The organism is Streptomyces panacea (assembly GCF_040560175.1).
Lineage (GTDB): Bacteria > Actinomycetota > Actinomycetes > Streptomycetales > Streptomycetaceae > Streptomyces > Streptomyces panacea.
The window spans coordinates 1-17,507 of record NZ_JARJHW010000078.1 but is presented as its reverse complement, the minus strand read 5'-3'; the positions used below and the strand labels follow the sequence as shown (position 1 = coordinate 17,507).

Below are 17,507 nucleotides of genomic sequence, written 5' to 3'. Positions count from 1 at the left end.
CTCGCAGGGGGTTGCCCCCCACTCGCGGGAGAGGGTCTGACCTGCTCGGTTTTTGGCCGTGCAGCTATACCCGTTATCGTTGCGCGGTATGCCCGCATCCGGATGACCGGATGACTGGGCCGGAACACTCTCACTAGGACCCGGAGAGAGCAATGCCTCCCAAGAAGAAGAAGGTCACGGGGCTCATCAAGCTCCAGATCTCGGCCGGCGCGGCCAACCCGGCGCCGCCGGTCGGCCCCGCGCTGGGCCAGCACGGCGTCAACATCATGGAGTTCTGCAAGGCCTACAACGCCGCGACCGAGTCGCAGCGTGGCATGGTCGTGCCGGTGGAGATCACGGTCTACGAAGACCGCTCCTTCACCTTCATCACCAAGACTCCGCCGGCCGCGAAGCTGATCCTCAAGGCCGCTGGTGTGGACAAGGGCTCGGGCGAGCCGCACGTCAAGAAGGTCGCCAAGCTCACCCGCGACCAGGTCCGTGACATCGCCACGACCAAGATGCCCGACCTGAACGCCAACGACCTGGACGCCGCCGAGAAGATCATCGCCGGCACCGCCCGTTCCATGGGCATCACGGTCGAGGGCTGAGTCCCGTCCGGCGGGCCCGTTCGGGCGCGCCAAGTGGAAGGGCCATGCGCGGCCCGCACCACGAACTCCACACCTGAATGAACCACCAGGAGCAGAAGTGAAGCGCAGCAAGGCACTCCGCAGCGCGGACGCGAAGATCGACGCGGAGCGTAACTATCCTCCGCTCGAGGCCGTCCGTATCGCCAAGGACACCAACACCACCAAGTTCGACGGCACCGTCGAGGTCGCCATGCGTCTGGGCGTAGACCCGCGCAAGGCGGACCAGATGGTCCGTGGCACCGTGAACCTCCCGCACGGCACCGGCAAGACCGCCCGGGTCCTGGTCTTCGCGACCGGTGACCGTGCCGAGGCAGCGCGCGCCGCGGGCGCCGACATCGTCGGCTCCGACGAGCTGATCGACGAGGTCCAGAAGGGCCGTCTCGACTTCGACGCCGTCGTCGCCACCCCGGACCTCATGGGCAAGGTCGGCCGCCTCGGCCGCGTCCTCGGCCCGCGTGGTCTGATGCCGAACCCGAAGACCGGCACCGTCACCCCTGATGTCACGAAGGCCGTGAACGACATCAAGGGCGGCAAGATCGAGTTCCGCGTCGACAAGCACTCGAACCTGCACTTCATCATCGGCAAGGTCTCCTTCGACGAGACGAAGCTTGTCGAGAACTACGCCGCGGCGCTGGAGGAGATCCTCCGTCTCAAGCCGTCCGCGGCGAAGGGCCGTTACATCAAGAAGGCGGTCCTGGCGACGACGATGGGCCCCGGCATCCCGCTGGACGCCAACCGCACTCGTAACCTCCTCGTCGAGGAGGACCCGGCCTCCGTCTGATCCTTGACGGAAGTCGCGCCAACGCGTGTCAAGAGCCGGTCCCGGCACCTCTGTTGAGGTGTTGGGGCCGGTTTTCGCGTGCGCGGGCTGTCATACCCGTGCGTTACCGTTCAACTAAGTACATCGAAAAAAGGGGTGGGGTATGACCATGTCGACATGGGGGCGTGTTGGCGTCTCGCTGACGGCAGTGGCCGTTGTGGCGGGTGTCGCCGGCTGTCAGAGCGGTGACTCGGACTCGAAGAAGAATTCCGGGAGTTCGTCGGCCAAGGACGCGCCGCAGTCGCGTTCCGCGGTGACCGAGGTTCTGACGGCGGCGTACGAGAAGACGGCGGCGGCGAAGTCCGCCAAGGTCAGCATGACGATGTCGATGCCGGCCGGCACGGCGGGAGCCGCGGGGGGCGGCGACATGGAGATGACCGGTGTCATGGGGTGGGACCCCATGGTGATGGACATGACCATGTCCGGCTCGATGATGCAGGCCGAGCCCGATGCCCCGGAGAAGATCCGGATGGTCTGGGTCAAGAACGCGATGTACATGGACATGGGCGCCGAGGCGGCCAAGGACATGGACGGCAAGCGCTGGATGAAGCTGGACCTGGCCGCGGCGGCGGAGGCCTCGGGTGACCCGGAGGCCACCAAGGAGCTCACCGGTGGCATGGAGAACATGAACCAGGACCCGGCCCAGCAGCTCGCGCTGCTGCTGGACTCGCCGAACGTGAAGCACGTCGGCTCCGAGAAGATCGACGGGGTCGAGGCTCAGCACTACAAGGGCACGCTGACGGTCGCCGAGATGCTGGAGTCGAACGAGTCGCTCGACGTGCTCAGCGCGAAGGAGCGCAAGGACCTCCTCGCCAACATCGACAAGACGGGCATCGAGGGGTACGACACCGAGGTCTGGGTCAACGAGGACGACTACCCGGTGAAGATGAACGTCGCGATGGAATCCCCGCAGGGTGACATCAAGATCAGCGCGCGGTACAGCGACTACGGTGCCAAGGCCTCGGTCCAGACGCCGCCGGCCGCCGACACCGTCGACCTGTTCAAGATGCTGGGCGACCTCGGCGCCGAGTCCGGCGCGGACAGCTCCGGGATCTGATCCGGACGCTCCTGCTGATCCGGAAAGCCACTCCTGATCCGGAAAGCTTGATCCACCATTCCCGTCGCCGGGGCCGGTTTACGGCCCCGGCGACCGGATTTGCCTGCGAGTAACCCTGTCACGTACTCTCCACAGGAAGCCAAAGACCGCTGGTCGTCGCCGTGCTCTCGCAAGAGGGTGAGGCGACCGAAGGATCCGCTGGAAGCGGACGACCCGCGTAGGTGTTCGAGGAGAGTTCCCGGGTTCGTCCCGGTCGAGCTACGCCCCGTGCGCTTGCGCCGGGGCGTTTGTCTTGTTCAGCCCCTTCTGAGCGGTCCTCATCACCCGGAAGGAGGCCGACGCTCATGGCAAGGCCCGACAAGGCTGCCGCGGTGGCCGAGCTGACGGAACAATTCCGCAGTTCGAACGCCGCAGTGCTGACCGAGTACCGGGGTCTCACCGTGGCGCAGCTCAAGGAGCTGCGCCGTTCCCTCGGTGCGAACGCCCAGTACGCCGTGGTGAAGAACACGCTGACCAAGATCGCGGCCAACGAGGCCGGGATCAACACGCTGGACGACCTGTTCGCGGGTCCGACGGCGGTTGCCTTCGTCACCGGTGACCCGGTGGAGTCGGCGAAGGGTCTTCGTGACTTCGCCAAGGACAACCCGAACCTCGTCATCAAGGGCGGTGTCCTTGATGGCAAGGCGCTCAGCGCCGACGAGTTCAAGAAGCTCGCGGACCTTGAGTCCCGCGAGGTGCTGCTCGCCAAGGTGGCCGGTGGAATCAAGGCGTCGATGGCCAAGGCCGCGGCGACATTCCAGGCCCCGCTGTCGGAGTTCGTCCGCACCGCGGACGCCCTTCGCGCCAAGCGTGAGGCCGAGCAGGGCGGTGCCGGTACGCCGGCTCCCGCCGAGGCCGACGCCGAGTAGTTCGGCGCCGCGTCGCAGCGGGCCCGTACGCCCGCCGTTCACATTCATCCGGCACCTGCCGAAATTAGTGGAAGGACCGCCACCATGGCGAAGCTGTCCCAGGACGACCTGCTCAAGCAGTTCGAAGACCTGACCCTCATCGAGCTCTCTGACTTCGTCAAGGCGTTCGAGGAGAAGTTCGACGTCAAGGCCGCCGCCCCGGTCGCCGCTGCCGCCGCCGGTGGCGCCGCTGTCGTCGTCGAAGAAGAGGTCCAGGACGAGTTCGACGTCATCCTCACGGGTGCCGGCGAGAAGAAGATCCAGGTCATCAAGGTCGTGCGTGAGCTCACCTCGCTGGGCCTCAAGGAGGCCAAGGACCTCGTGGACGGCGCCCCCAAGCCCGTCGTCGAGAAGGTCGCCAAGGAGGCCGCCGAGAAGGCTGCCGAGTCCCTCAAGGCCGCCGGCGCCTCCGTCGAGGTCAAGTGACTTCGTAGGACCCCGCTGACACCCGCCTCAGGGAGCCGTGACGGCGCCCGCGAGCCGAAGTGACAGCGATCGCACCGCGAGGTGCACAGCGTTGACGAGAAGGGCGGTCACCCGTACGGGTGGCCGCCCTTCTCCGTTGCCGCGAGGGGTTCCTTGCTCTTCGGCCTGCTGCGAGTATGGTGATCATCGCCGTGCCTTCCGTACGACCGGTGACGATCCGTACGGAGCTGGGGCCTTGACGAACCGCACGGAGCGCGCAATTCTCAGGACGCGTCGTCATATCGATCCGAATCCGAGGCATGGATCGGCGACGAAGAGGGCAGGATCGATGTGCGCCTACGGCGTGGGTCGATACGCAGTTGAGACAAGGTGTTGAGAACAACGAGGGTCTCGCAGAACCCGGCCTGGACATCAGTGTGCCAAGTGGCTACACTGACCCTTTGCGCTGCCTGTTAGCTGCTCCCTGCCCGTCACCAGGGGCACCCCCATGCATGACATCGTCGGCTGACCTGCCCTTTCCGGGCCTGTCATCCGTTGTGTCCAGCTCGGGACCGGTACGCGCGTAGTGAGTCCGAGCCCTCGGAAGGACCCCCTCTTGGCCGCCTCGCGCAACGCCTCGACCACGAATACGAACAACGGCGCCAGCACCGCCCCGCTGCGCATCTCTTTTGCAAAGATCAAGGAGCCCCTCGAGGTTCCGAACCTTCTCGCGCTGCAGACCGAGAGCTTCGACTGGCTGCTCGGCAATGCCATCTGGAAGGCGCGTGTCGAGGCAGCTCTGGAGAGCGGCCAGGACGTCCCCAGGAAGTCGGGTCTGGAGGAGATCTTCGAGGAGATCTCTCCGATCGAGGACTTCTCCGGGTCGATGTCGCTGACCTTCCGCGACCACCGCTTCGAGCCGCCGAAGAACTCGATCGACGAGTGCAAGGAGCGCGACTTCACGTACGCGGCCCCGCTCTTCGTCACCGCCGAGTTCACCAACAACGAGACCGGCGAGATCAAGTCCCAGACGGTCTTCATGGGCGACTTCCCGCTCATGACGGACAAGGGCACCTTCGTCATCAACGGCACCGAGCGTGTCGTGGTGACCCAGCTGGTGCGTTCGCCGGGTGTCTACTTCGATTCCTCGATCGACAAGACGTCCGACAAGGACATCTTCTCTTCCAAGATCATCCCGTCCCGGGGTGCCTGGCTGGAGATGGAGATCGACAAGCGCGACATGGTCGGTGTCCGTATCGACCGCAAGCGCAAGCAGTCCGTCACCGTTCTCCTCAAGGCTCTCGGTTGGACGACCGAGCAGATCCTGGAGGAGTTCGGCGAGTACGAGTCGATGCGCGCCACCCTGGAGAAGGACCACACCCAGGGCCAGGACGACGCGCTGCTCGACATCTACCGCAAGCTGCGTCCGGGCGAGCCCCCGACCCGCGAGGCGGCCCAGACGCTGCTCGAGAACCTCTACTTCAACCCCAAGCGCTACGACCTCGCGAAGGTCGGCCGCTACAAGGTGAACAAGAAGCTCGGCGCGGAAGAGCCGCTGGACGCCGGTGTGCTCACCGCCGACGACATCATCGCCACGATCAAGTACCTGGTGAAGCTGCACGCCGGTGAGACCGAGACGGTCGGCGAGAGCGGCACCCAGATCATCGTCGAGACCGACGACATCGACCACTTCGGCAACCGCCGTCTGCGCAACGTGGGCGAGCTCATCCAGAACCAGGTCCGTACGGGTCTGGCGAGGATGGAGCGCGTCGTCCGTGAGCGCATGACGACCCAGGACGTCGAGGCGATCACGCCGCAGACGCTCATCAACATCCGGCCGGTCGTCGCCTCCATCAAGGAGTTCTTCGGCACCAGCCAGCTGTCGCAGTTCATGGACCAGAACAACCCGCTCTCCGGTCTCACCCACAAGCGCCGTCTCAACGCGCTCGGCCCGGGTGGTCTCTCGCGTGAGCGGGCCGGCTTCGAGGTCCGTGACGTGCACCCGTCCCACTACGGCCGCATGTGTCCGATCGAGACCCCCGAGGGCCCGAACATCGGTCTGATCGGCTCGCTCGCCTCGTACGGCCGGGTCAACCCGTTCGGCTTCATCGAGACGCCGTACCGCAAGGTCGTCGGCGGTGTCGTCACCGACGACGTCGACTACCTCACCGCCGACGAAGAGGACCGCTTCGTCATCGCGCAGGCCAACGCGACGCTGTCCGAGGAGATGCGGTTCACCGAGCCGCGCGTCCTCGTCCGCCGTCGTGGCGGCGAGGTCGACTACATCCCCGGTGACGACGTCGACTACATGGACGTCTCGCCGCGCCAGATGGTGTCGGTCGCGACCGCGATGATCCCGTTCCTGGAGCACGACGACGCCAACCGTGCCCTCATGGGCGCGAACATGATGCGCCAGGCCGTGCCGCTCATCACGTCGGAGGCGCCGCTCGTCGGCACCGGCATGGAGTACCGCTGCGCGGTCGACGCCGGTGACGTCATCAAGGCGGAGAAGGAGGGTGTGGTCCAGGAGGTATCCGCGGACTACATCACCATCGCCAACGACGACGGCACGTACACCACGTACCGCATCGCCAAGTTCTCCCGCTCCAACCAGGGCACCTCCGTCAACCAGAAGGTCATCGTCTCCGAGGGTGACCGGGTCGTCGAGAGCCAGGTGCTCGCCGACGGTCCCGCCACCGAGCAGGGCGAGATGGCGCTCGGCAAGAACCTTCTCGTGGCGTTCATGCCGTGGGAGGGCCACAACTACGAAGACGCGATCATCCTCAGCCAGCGGCTGGTCCAGGACGACGTCCTCTCCTCGATCCACATCGAGGAGCACGAGGTCGACGCCCGTGACACCAAGCTCGGCCCGGAGGAGATCACCCGGGACATCCCGAACGTCTCCGAAGAGGTCCTCGCGGACCTCGACGAGCGCGGCATCATCCGTATCGGTGCCGAGGTCACGGCCGGAGACATCCTCGTCGGCAAGGTCACGCCCAAGGGCGAGACCGAGCTGACGCCGGAGGAGCGCCTGCTCCGCGCGATCTTCGGTGAGAAGGCCCGTGAAGTCCGCGACACCTCGCTGAAGGTGCCGCACGGCGAGACCGGCAAGATCATCGGTGTCCGCGTCTTCGACCGCGAGGAGGGCGACGAGCTGCCTCCGGGCGTGAACCAGCTGGTCCGCGTCTACGTCGCACAGAAGCGCAAGATCACCGACGGCGACAAGCTCGCCGGCCGGCACGGCAACAAGGGCGTCATCTCCAAGATCCTCCCGATCGAGGACATGCCGTTCCTTGAGGACGGCACCCCGGTCGACATCATCCTCAACCCGCTCGGCGTCCCGTCCCGAATGAACCCGGGACAGGTCCTCGAGATCCACCTCGGCTGGCTCGCCAGCCAGGGCTGGAAGGTCGAGGGCAGCGAGGACTGGATGGAGCGGCTGAAGGTCATCGGCGCCGACGACGTCGCCGCCGGCACCAACGTCGCCACGCCCGTCTTCGACGGCGCGCGCGAGGACGAGATCTCCGGCCTCTTCGAGGCGACGATCCCGAACCGCGACGGCGAGCGGATGGTCAAGGCCTCCGGCAAGGCCAGCCTGTTCGACGGCCGCTCCGGTGAGCCGTTCCCCGAGCCGGTGTCCATCGGCTACATGTACATCCTCAAGCTCCACCACCTGGTCGACGACAAGCTCCACGCCCGCTCGACCGGTCCGTACTCGATGATCACCCAGCAGCCGCTGGGTGGTAAGGCCCAGTTCGGCGGTCAGCGCTTCGGTGAGATGGAGGTGTGGGCGCTGGAAGCGTACGGCGCCGCCTACGCCCTCCAGGAGCTGCTGACGATCAAGTCCGACGACGTGACCGGCCGCGTGAAGGTCTACGAGGCCATCGTCAAGGGCGAGAACATCCCCGAGCCCGGCATTCCCGAGTCCTTCAAGGTGCTCATCAAGGAAATGCAGTCGCTCTGCCTCAACGTGGAGGTGCTGTCCTCGGACGGCATGTCCATCGAGATGCGCGACACGGACGAGGACGTCTTCCGTGCGGCGGAGGAGCTCGGTATCGACCTGTCCCGGCGAGAGCCGAGCAGCGTCGAAGAGGTCTGACGGGTTCGCCGGCCGGATCACGTATCCGGCCGGGCTCTCCCCGGACCCTCCCCCCGCGCCCTGCCGGGCGTGGGCGGGACCCCCTCAGACCATTTGCTGAAGTGCCCCATCTACTCGCTTACGCGAGGGGCTCGAACCCCCGAAAGAGGGATTGACGACAAGTGCTCGACGTCAACTTCTTCGACGAGCTGCGGATCGGCCTTGCCACCGCGGACGACATCCGGACCTGGTCCCACGGCGAAGTGAAGAAGCCGGAGACCATCAACTACCGCACGCTCAAGCCCGAGAAGGACGGACTCTTCTGCGAGAAGATCTTCGGTCCGACCCGGGACTGGGAGTGCTACTGCGGCAAGTACAAGCGTGTCCGCTTCAAGGGCATCATCTGTGAGCGCTGTGGCGTCGAAGTCACGCGCGCCAAGGTGCGCCGTGAGCGGATGGGCCACATCGAGCTTGCCGCTCCCGTCACCCACATCTGGTACTTCAAGGGCGTTCCGTCCCGGCTGGGATACCTGCTCGACCTCGCGCCGAAGGACCTCGAGAAGGTCATCTACTTCGCCGCGTACATGATCACGTTCGTGGACGAGGAGCGCCGCACGCGTGACCTGCCGTCGCTGGAGGCGCATGTCTCCGTCGAGCGTCAGCAGGTCGAGAACCGTCGCGACTCCGACCTCGAAGCCCGCGCCAAGAAGCTTGAGACCGACCTGGCCGAGCTGGAGGCCGAGGGCGCCAAGGCCGACGTGCGCCGCAAGGTGCGCGAAGGTGCCGAGCGTGAGATGAAGCAGCTGCGCGACCGTGCACAGCGCGAGATCGACCGGCTCGACGAGGTGTGGAGCCGCTTCAAGAACCTCAAGGTCCAGGACCTGGAGGGCGACGAGCTGCTCTACCGCGAGCTGCGTGACCGCTTCGGCACGTACTTCGACGGTTCCATGGGTGCCGCCGCTCTGCAGAAGCGCCTGGAGTCCTTCGACCTGAACGAAGAGGCCGAGCGGCTCCGCGAGATCATCCGTACCGGCAAGGGCCAGAAGAAGACCCGCGCGCTCAAGCGCCTCAAGGTCGTCTCCGCGTTCCTGCAGACCAGCAACAGCCCCAAGGGCATGGTGCTGGACTGCGTCCCGGTGATCCCGCCGGACCTGCGTCCGATGGTGCAGCTGGACGGTGGCCGCTTCGCGACCTCCGACCTGAACGACCTGTACCGCCGTGTGATCAACCGCAACAACCGCCTCAAGCGTCTCCTTGACCTCGGTGCCCCCGAGATCATCGTGAACAACGAGAAGCGGATGCTGCAGGAGGCCGTCGACGCGCTGTTCGACAACGGCCGCCGCGGTCGCCCGGTCACCGGTCCCGGCAACCGGCCCCTGAAGTCCCTCAGCGACATGCTGAAGGGCAAGCAGGGCCGTTTCCGCCAGAACCTCCTCGGCAAGCGAGTCGACTACTCGGCCCGTTCCGTGATCGTCGTCGGACCGCAGCTCAAGCTGCACCAGTGCGGTCTGCCGAAGGCCATGGCGCTGGAGCTCTTCAAGCCGTTCGTGATGAAGCGCCTGGTGGACCTGAACCACGCGCAGAACATCAAGTCGGCCAAGCGCATGGTCGAGCGTGGCCGCACCGTCGTGTACGACGTCCTCGAAGAGGTCATCGCCGAACACCCGGTGCTGCTGAACCGTGCTCCGACCCTGCACCGCCTCGGCATCCAGGCCTTCGAGCCGCAGCTGGTCGAGGGCAAGGCCATCCAGATCCACCCGCTCGTCTGCACCGCGTTCAACGCGGACTTCGACGGTGACCAGATGGCCGTCCACCTGCCGCTCTCCGCGGAGGCACAGGCCGAGGCCCGCATCCTGATGCTGTCCTCGAACAACATCCTCAAGCCGGCCGACGGCCGTCCCGTCACCATGCCCACCCAGGACATGGTGCTCGGCCTCTTCTTCCTCACCACGGACGAGGAGGAGCGCGTAGTCATCGGCGAGGGCCGGTCCTTCGGCTCCAGCGCCGAGGCCACGATGGCGTTCGACAACCGCGAGCTCTCGCTCCAGGCGAAGGTCGACATCCGCTTCCCGGTGGGCACAATCCCGCCGCGCGGCTGGACCCCGCCGGTCGGCGAGGACGGCGAGACGAACGCCGAGTGGCAGCAGGGCGACCCGTTCCGGCTGCGTACGACCCTGGGCCGCGCGCTCTTCAACGAGCTGCTGCCCGAGGACTACCCGTTCGTCGACTACTCGGTGGGCAAGAAGCAGCTCTCCGAGATCGTCAACGACCTGGCCGAGCGCTACCCCAAGGTCATCGTGGCGGCGACGCTCGACAACCTGAAGGCGGCCGGCTTCTTCTGGGCGACCCGCTCCGGTGTGACCGTGGCGATCTCCGACATCGTCGTCCCCGACGCGAAGAAGGCGATCGTCCAGGGTTACGAGGCGCTGGACGAGAGGGTCCAGAAGCAGTACGAGCGCGGTCTGATCACCAAGGAAGAGCGCACGCAGGAGCTCATCGCGATCTGGACCAAGGCGACCAACGAGGTTGCCGAGGCGATGAACGCGAACTTCCCGAAGACCAACCCGGTCTCCATGATGGTGAATTCGGGCGCTCGCGGAAACATGATGCAGATGCGTCAGATCGCCGGTATGCGTGGTCTGGTGTCCAACGCCAAGAACGAGACGATTCCCCGTCCGATCAAGGCGTCCTTCCGTGAAGGCCTGTCCGTGCTGGAGTACTTCATCTCCACCCACGGTGCCCGTAAGGGTCTGGCCGACACCGCCCTGCGTACCGCCGACTCGGGTTACCTCACCCGTCGTCTGGTGGACGTCTCGCAGGACGTCATCATCCGCGAGGAGGACTGCGGCACCGACCGCGGCCTCAAGCTGCGGATCGCCGAGCGCGGCGCCGACGGTGTCCTGCGCAAGGCGGAGGACGTCGAGACGTCCGTGTACGCGCGGATGCTCGCCGAGGACGTCGTCGTGGACGGCAAGGTCATCGCGCCGGCCAACGTCGACCTGGGCGATGTCCTGATCGACGCGGTCGTCGCCGCGGGCGTCGAGGAGGTCAAGACCCGCTCGGTCCTGACCTGTGAGTCCGCGGTCGGTACCTGCGCCTTCTGCTACGGCCGTTCGCTGGCCACCGGCAAGCTGGTCGACATCGGTGAGGCGGTCGGCATCATCGCCGCCCAGTCCATCGGTGAGCCCGGCACCCAGCTCACGATGCGTACCTTCCACACCGGTGGTGTGGCGGGCGACGACATCACGCAGGGTCTGCCGCGTGTCGTCGAGCTCTTCGAGGCCCGTACGCCCAAGGGCGTCGCGCCGATCTCCGAGGCCGCGGGCTCCGTCCGCATCGAGGAGACCGAGAAGACGAAGAAGCTCGTCGTCACCCCGGACGACGGAAGCGAGGAGACGCCGTTCCCGATCTCCAAGCGCGCCCGTCTGCTCGTGGGCGACGGTGACCGCGTCGAGGTGGGCCAGAAGCTCACCGTGGGTGCCACCAACCCGCACGACGTGCTGCGCATCCTCGGTCAGCGCGCGGTCCAGGTCCACCTGGTCGGCGAAGTCCAGAAGGTCTACAACTCGCAGGGCGTGTCGATCCACGACAAGCACATCGAGATCATCATCCGGCAGATGCTGCGCCGTGTGACGATCATCGAGTCCGGCGACGCGGAACTGCTGCCGGGCGAGCTCGTCGAGCGCTCGAAGTTCGAGACCGAGAACCGTCGTGTGGTCACGGAAGGCGGCCACCCGGCCTCCGGCCGTCCGCAGCTGATGGGTATCACCAAGGCCTCGCTGGCCACCGAGTCGTGGCTGTCGGCGGCGTCCTTCCAGGAGACGACCAGGGTCCTCACCGACGCGGCGATCAACGCCAAGTCGGACTCCCTGATCGGCCTCAAGGAGAACGTCATCATCGGAAAGCTCATCCCGGCGGGTACGGGTCTCTCCCGCTACCGCAACATCCGGGTGGAGCCGACCGAGGAGGCCAAGGCCGCGATGTACTCGGCAGTGGGCTACGACGACATCGACTACTCACCGTTCGGCACGGGCTCCGGCCAGGCCGTTCCGCTGGAGGACTACGACTACGGTCCGTACAACCAGTAAGACGTGAGTACGGCCCGATGGGCGGTCACCCCGGTTGGGGAGGCCGCCCATCGGCCGTGTGTGAGGTATTCGAAACCGGGTGCGGCGCATCTTTTTTGACCGGAGTCGATGAGGTAGGTACGCTCAGACCTTGTGCCTGGGGTGTGCCTGGGCTCCTGTGCGTGTCCTCAACCGCATGGCGAGTTCGGTCAAAGGCCACCGCAATCTGCGCTGTCTCCGCCTCCAGCGGGATCTTGCAGTATTCGACACACCCGACCGCGTGGGTCGGCGAGTGTTCCAGGTTAGTTTTACTAACGGCACACAGAAACCGGAGAAGTAGTGCCTACGATCCAGCAGCTGGTCCGGAAGGGCCGGCAAGACAAGGTCGAGAAGAACAAGACGCCTGCCCTTGAGGGCTCCCCTCAGCGCCGCGGCGTCTGCACGCGTGTGTTCACGACCACCCCGAAGAAGCCCAACTCCGCCCTGCGGAAGGTCGCGCGTGTGCGTCTGACCTCCGGCATCGAGGTCACGGCTTACATTCCGGGTGAGGGACACAACCTGCAGGAGCACTCCATCGTGCTCGTGCGTGGTGGCCGTGTGAAGGACCTGCCGGGTGTTCGTTACAAGATCATCCGCGGTTCCCTTGACACCCAGGGTGTCAAGAACCGCAAGCAGGCCCGCAGCCGCTACGGCGCCAAGAAGGAGAAGTAAACAATGCCTCGTAAGGGCCCTGCCCCGAAGCGCCCGGTCATCATCGACCCGGTCTACGGTTCTCCTCTTGTCACCTCGCTGATCAACAAGCTTCTGCTCAACGGCAAGCGTTCCACCGCCGAGCGGATCGTGTACGGCGCCATGGAAGGCCTCCGCGAGAAGACCGGCAACGACCCGGTCATCACGCTGAAGCGCGCGCTTGAGAACGTCAAGCCGTCTCTTGAGGTCAAGTCCCGCCGCGTCGGCGGCGCCACCTACCAGGTGCCGATCGAGGTCAAGCCCGGTCGCGCCTCCACCCTCGCGCTGCGCTGGCTCGTCGGCTACTCCCGCGCCCGTCGCGAGAAGACCATGACCGAGCGCCTCATGAACGAACTGCTCGACGCCTCCAACGGCCTCGGCGCTTCGGTCAAGAAGCGTGAGGACACGCACAAGATGGCCGAGTCCAACAAGGCCTTCGCGCACTACCGCTGGTAGTCAGCGCCCACATCGAGACCGAGAGAAGATTGAGCCTTATGGCCACCACTTCGCTTGACCTGGCCAAGGTCCGCAACATTGGGATCATGGCCCACATCGACGCGGGCAAGACGACCACCACAGAGCGGATCCTGTTCTACACCGGTGTGAGCTACAAGATCGGTGAGGTCCACGACGGCGCAGCCACGATGGACTGGATGGAGCAGGAGCAGGAGCGCGGCATCACGATCACGTCCGCCGCGACGACCTGTCACTGGCCGCTCGACGATGTCGATCACACGATCAACATCATCGACACCCCGGGTCACGTCGACTTCACCGTCGAGGTGGAGCGTTCGCTCCGCGTCCTCGACGGCGCTGTCACCGTGTTCGACGGAGTGGCGGGCGTCGAGCCGCAGTCCGAGACCGTATGGCGTCAGGCGGACCGCTACGGCGTGCCGCGTATCTGCTTCGTCAACAAGCTCGACCGGACCGGCGCGGAGTTCCACCGCTGCGTCGACATGATCTCGGACCGCCTCGGCGCGGTTCCGATCGTCATGCAGCTTCCGATCGGTGCCGAGATGGACTTCAAGGGCGTCGTCGACCTCGTGTCGATGAAGGCCTTCGTCTGGTCCGCCGAGGCCACCAAGGGCGAGATGTACGACGTCGTCGACATCCCGGACACGCACACCGAGGCCGCCGAGGAATGGCGCGGCAAGCTTCTCGAGGTCGTGTCCGAGAACGACGACGAGATGATGGAGCTGTACCTGGAGGGCCAGGAGCCCACCGAGGAGCAGCTGCACGCGGCGATCCGCCGTATCACGCTCGCCTCCAAGGGTGCGGCCGACTCCGTCACCGTCACGCCCGTCTTCTGTGGCACCGCGTTCAAGAACAAGGGCGTTCAGCCCCTGCTCGACGCGGTCGTGCGCTACCTGCCTTCCCCCCTCGACGTCGACGCCATCGAAGGCCACGACGTCAAGGACCCGGAGAAGGTCGTCATGCGCCGCCCGTCCGACGACGAGCCCTTCGCCGGGCTCGCCTTCAAGATCGCGAGCGACCCGCACCTGGGCAAGCTCACCTTCGTCCGGATCTACTCCGGTCGCCTGACGGCCGGCACCGCGGTGCTGAACTCCGTGAAGGGCAAGAAGGAGCGCATCGGCAAGATCTACCGTATGCACGCGAACAAGCGTGAGGAGATCGAGTCGGTGGGCGCCGGCGACATCGTCGCCGTCATGGGCCTGAAGCAGACCACCACCGGTGAGACGCTGAGCGACGACAAGAACCCGGTGATCCTGGAGTCCATGGACTTCCCGGCGCCGGTCATCGAGGTCGCGATCGAGCCCAAGTCCAAGGGTGACCAGGAGCGTCTGGGTGTAGCCATCCAGCGCCTCGCGGAGGAGGACCCCTCCTTCCAGGTTCACTCGGACGAGGAGACCGGCCAGACCATCATCGGTGGTATGGGCGAGCTTCACCTCGAAGTGCTTGTCGACCGTATGAAGCGCGAGTTCCGCGTGGAGGCGAATGTCGGTAAGCCGCAGGTCGCTTACCGTGAGACGATCCGCAAGACCGTCGAGCGTATCGACTACACGCACAAGAAGCAGACCGGTGGTACCGGCCAGTTCGCGAAGGTGCAGATCGCGATGGAGCCCATTGAGGGCGGCGACGCGACCTACGAGTTCGTGAACAAGGTGACCGGTGGCCGTATCCCCCGTGAGTACATCCCCTCGGTGGACGCGGGCGCACAGGAGGCCATGCAGTTCGGCATCCTGGCCGGCTACGAGATGGTGGGCGTGCGCGTCACCCTTCTCGACGGTGGCTACCACGAGGTCGACTCCTCGGAGCTCGCCTTCAAGATCGCCGGTTCGCAGGCGTTCAAGGAAGGTGCCCGCAGGGCGTCGCCCGTGCTTCTCGAACCGATGATGTCCGTCGAGGTCACCACGCCCGAGGACTACATGGGCGATGTCATCGGAGACCTCAACTCCCGCCGTGGCCAGATCCAGGCCATGGAGGAGCGGCACGGCGCTCGCCTCGTGAAGGGCCTCGTGCCCCTCTCGGAGATGTTCGGCTACGTCGGAGACCTCCGCAGCAAGACGTCGGGTCGCGCAAGCTACTCGATGCAGTTCGACTCCTACGCCGAGGTTCCCCGGAACGTCGCCGAGGAGATCATCGCGAAGGCCAAGGGCGAGTAGCTCGTCCCGAGCACGCTTTAGGCTTGTCACCGGCAAGCCCTGGGGTCGCCGGACACCGCGTACGGGAAACCGCGCGAAGTGTCCGGTGCCCCGGGCCCCGGCATCCCAGCAAAGATCACCTGGCGCCGATGAGTAAGGCGTACAGAACCACTCCAGGAGGACCCCAGTGGCGAAGGCGAAGTTCGAGCGGACTAAGCCGCACGTCAACATCGGCACCATCGGTCACATCGACCACGGTAAGACGACCCTCACGGCCGCCATTACCAAGGTGCTGCATGACGAGTTCCCGACCCTGAACGAGGCCTCGGCCTTCGATCAGATCGACAAGGCTCCCGAGGAGCGTCAGCGCGGTATCACGATCTCGATCGCGCACGTCGAGTACCAGACGGAGTCGCGTCACTACGCGCACGTCGACTGCCCGGGGCACGCGGACTACATCAAGAACATGATCACGGGTGCGGCGCAGATGGACGGCGCCATCCTCGTGGTGGCCGCGACCGACGGCCCGATGCCGCAGACCAAGGAGCACGTGCTCCTGGCCCGCCAGGTCGGCGTGCCGTACATCGTTGTCGCGCTGAACAAGGCCGACATGGTGGACGACGAGGAGATCCTGGAGCTCGTCGAGCTCGAGGTTCGCGAGCTCCTCTCCGAGTACGAGTTCCCGGGCGACGACCTGCCGGTCGTCAAGGTCTCGGCGCTCAAGGCGCTTGAGGGCGACCCGGAGTGGGCCAAGACCGTCCTCGAGCTGATGAAGGCCGTCGACGAGTCGATCCCGCAGCCCGAGCGTGACATCGAGAAGCCGTTCCTCATGCCCATCGAGGACGTCTTCACGATCACCGGCCGTGGCACGGTCGTCACCGGCCGTATCGAGCGTGGTGTGCTCAAGGTCAACGAGACCGTCGACATCGTCGGTATCAAGACCGAGAAGACCACCACCACGGTCACCGGCATCGAGATGTTCCGCAAGCTGCTCGACGAGGGCCAGGCCGGTGAGAACGTCGGTCTGCTCCTCCGTGGCATCAAGCGCGAGGATGTCGAGCGCGGCCAGGTCATCATCAAGCCCGGTTCGGTCACGCCGCACACCGAGTTCGAGGCCCAGTCCTACATCCTGTCGAAGGACGAGGGTGGTCGTCACACCCCCTTCTTCAACAACTACCGCCCGCAGTTCTACTTCCGTACGACTGACGTGACCGGCGTCGTTACCCTCCCCGAGGGCACCGAGATGGTCATGCCGGGCGACAACACCCTCATGACGGTCTCGCTGATTCAGCCGGTCGCCATGGAGGAGGGCCTGAAGTTCGCCATCCGTGAGGGTGGCCGGACCGTGGGCGCCGGCCAGGTCACCAAGATCAGCAAGTAGTACTCGCTGGTCCGACCTGGTAGCTCCGTAAGGAGCGACCTTGCGCGAACACAGGGGCCCCGTATTGGCTTTCGGCCGGTACGGGGCCTCTTCGCGTGCGCCCGGGGGCCGTTAATCGGGTGCGGCGGGTTCCGTTGCGCTTCTAGGGTTGACGGGCAAGTCGTCATGGGCAGCGGGGGAGTGTGGGGCATGCGTACGGCGTATCCACGGACCGTGCATGTGCCCTGGTCGCCCGGGGTTGGCTCCGACGATGTGCGGGGCGGGGATCTGGATGGGCTGCGGGGGCGGGAAGTCGTCGTCACCGAGAAGATGGACGGGGAGAACACCACCCTGTATCGCGACGGGCTGCACGCCCGGTCGCTGGATTCCGGACATCATCCGTCGCGGGGCTGGGTGAAGGCCCTCCAGGGGCGGATCGGGGCGTTGATCCCGGACGGGACGCGGGTGTGCGGGGAGAACCTGTACGCGCGGCACTCGATCGCGTACGAGGACCTGGAGAGCTGGTTCTACGGCTTCTCCGTGTGGGACGGGGAGCGTTGTCTCGGCTGGGACGAGACCGTGCGGGTGCTCCGGCGGCTGGGGATTCCCGTGCCGCGCGTGTTGTGGCGGGGCGTCTTCGACGAACGGGCCCTGCGTGCGCTGAGGTTGGACCCCGCGCGGCAGGAGGGGTACGTCGTACGGAGCGTCGAGGGCTTCGTACGTGAGGAGTTCGGGCGCCGGCTCGCCAAGTGGGTCCGGCCGCACCACGTACAGACCGATACGCACTGGATGCACGCCGCCGTCGTGGAGAACGG

Annotated in this window: 12 protein-coding genes; all 12 read left to right on the top strand. The window is 65.8% G+C overall.

Translation table 11 applies throughout. The features are described 5' to 3' along the window. Nucleotides 1–152 precede the first annotated feature (152 nt). Complete coding sequence (rplK, locus tag P3L51_RS19510) at nt 153–587, top strand: 50S ribosomal protein L11 (protein ID WP_023539372.1); 435 nt, start codon at nt 153–155, stop codon at nt 585–587. 97 nt (nt 588–684) lie between these two features. Continuing rightward, nucleotides 685–1,407 (top strand): 50S ribosomal protein L1, encoded by a 723-nt coding sequence (gene rplA, locus P3L51_RS19505; RefSeq protein WP_354606544.1) that lies wholly within the window; start codon nt 685–687, stop codon nt 1,405–1,407. A 142-nt stretch (nt 1,408–1,549) separates the two neighbouring features. Then, the gene (locus P3L51_RS19500; RefSeq protein WP_354606543.1) at nt 1,550–2,503 is read left to right on the top strand and encodes an SCO4651 family lipoprotein; all 954 of its coding nucleotides are present in this window, start codon (nt 1,550–1,552) and stop codon (nt 2,501–2,503) included. Between the two features lie 344 nt (nt 2,504–2,847). After that, nucleotides 2,848–3,411: a 50S ribosomal protein L10 gene (gene rplJ / locus P3L51_RS19495; protein WP_078075571.1), complete on the top strand. Its 564-nt coding sequence runs from the start codon at nt 2,848–2,850 to the stop codon at nt 3,409–3,411. A gap of 84 nt (nt 3,412–3,495) precedes the next feature. Further along, the gene (gene rplL / locus P3L51_RS19490) at nt 3,496–3,876 is read left to right on the top strand and encodes a 50S ribosomal protein L7/L12 (RefSeq protein ID WP_354606542.1); all 381 of its coding nucleotides are present in this window, start codon (nt 3,496–3,498) and stop codon (nt 3,874–3,876) included. 595 nt (nt 3,877–4,471) lie between these two features. After that, complete coding sequence (gene rpoB / locus P3L51_RS19485; protein ID WP_354606541.1) at nt 4,472–7,954, top strand: DNA-directed RNA polymerase subunit beta; 3,483 nt, start codon at nt 4,472–4,474, stop codon at nt 7,952–7,954. Nucleotides 7,955–8,115: 161 nt separating this feature from the next. Continuing rightward, nucleotides 8,116–12,021, top strand: coding sequence for a DNA-directed RNA polymerase subunit beta' (locus P3L51_RS19480; RefSeq protein WP_354606540.1), 3,906 nt, complete (start codon nt 8,116–8,118; stop codon nt 12,019–12,021). 318 nt (nt 12,022–12,339) lie between these two features. Next, the gene (gene rpsL / locus P3L51_RS19475; RefSeq protein ID WP_003948652.1) at nt 12,340–12,711 is read left to right on the top strand and encodes a 30S ribosomal protein S12; all 372 of its coding nucleotides are present in this window, start codon (nt 12,340–12,342) and stop codon (nt 12,709–12,711) included. Between the two features lie 3 nt (nt 12,712–12,714). After that, nucleotides 12,715–13,185, top strand: a complete 471-nt coding sequence (gene rpsG / locus P3L51_RS19470) for a 30S ribosomal protein S7 (protein ID WP_023539364.1) — start codon at nt 12,715–12,717, stop codon at nt 13,183–13,185. Nucleotides 13,186–13,223: 38 nt separating this feature from the next. After that, nucleotides 13,224–15,353 (top strand): elongation factor G, encoded by a 2,130-nt coding sequence (gene fusA, locus P3L51_RS19465; RefSeq protein WP_354606539.1) that lies wholly within the window; start codon nt 13,224–13,226, stop codon nt 15,351–15,353. Nucleotides 15,354–15,519: 166 nt separating this feature from the next. Then, complete coding sequence (gene tuf, locus P3L51_RS19460; RefSeq protein ID WP_354606538.1) at nt 15,520–16,713, top strand: elongation factor Tu; 1,194 nt, start codon at nt 15,520–15,522, stop codon at nt 16,711–16,713. A 189-nt stretch (nt 16,714–16,902) separates the two neighbouring features. Then, nucleotides 16,903–17,507, top strand: a 605-nt coding sequence (locus tag P3L51_RS19455; RefSeq protein WP_354606537.1) for an RNA ligase family protein, incomplete at its 3' end; no start/stop codon positions are given.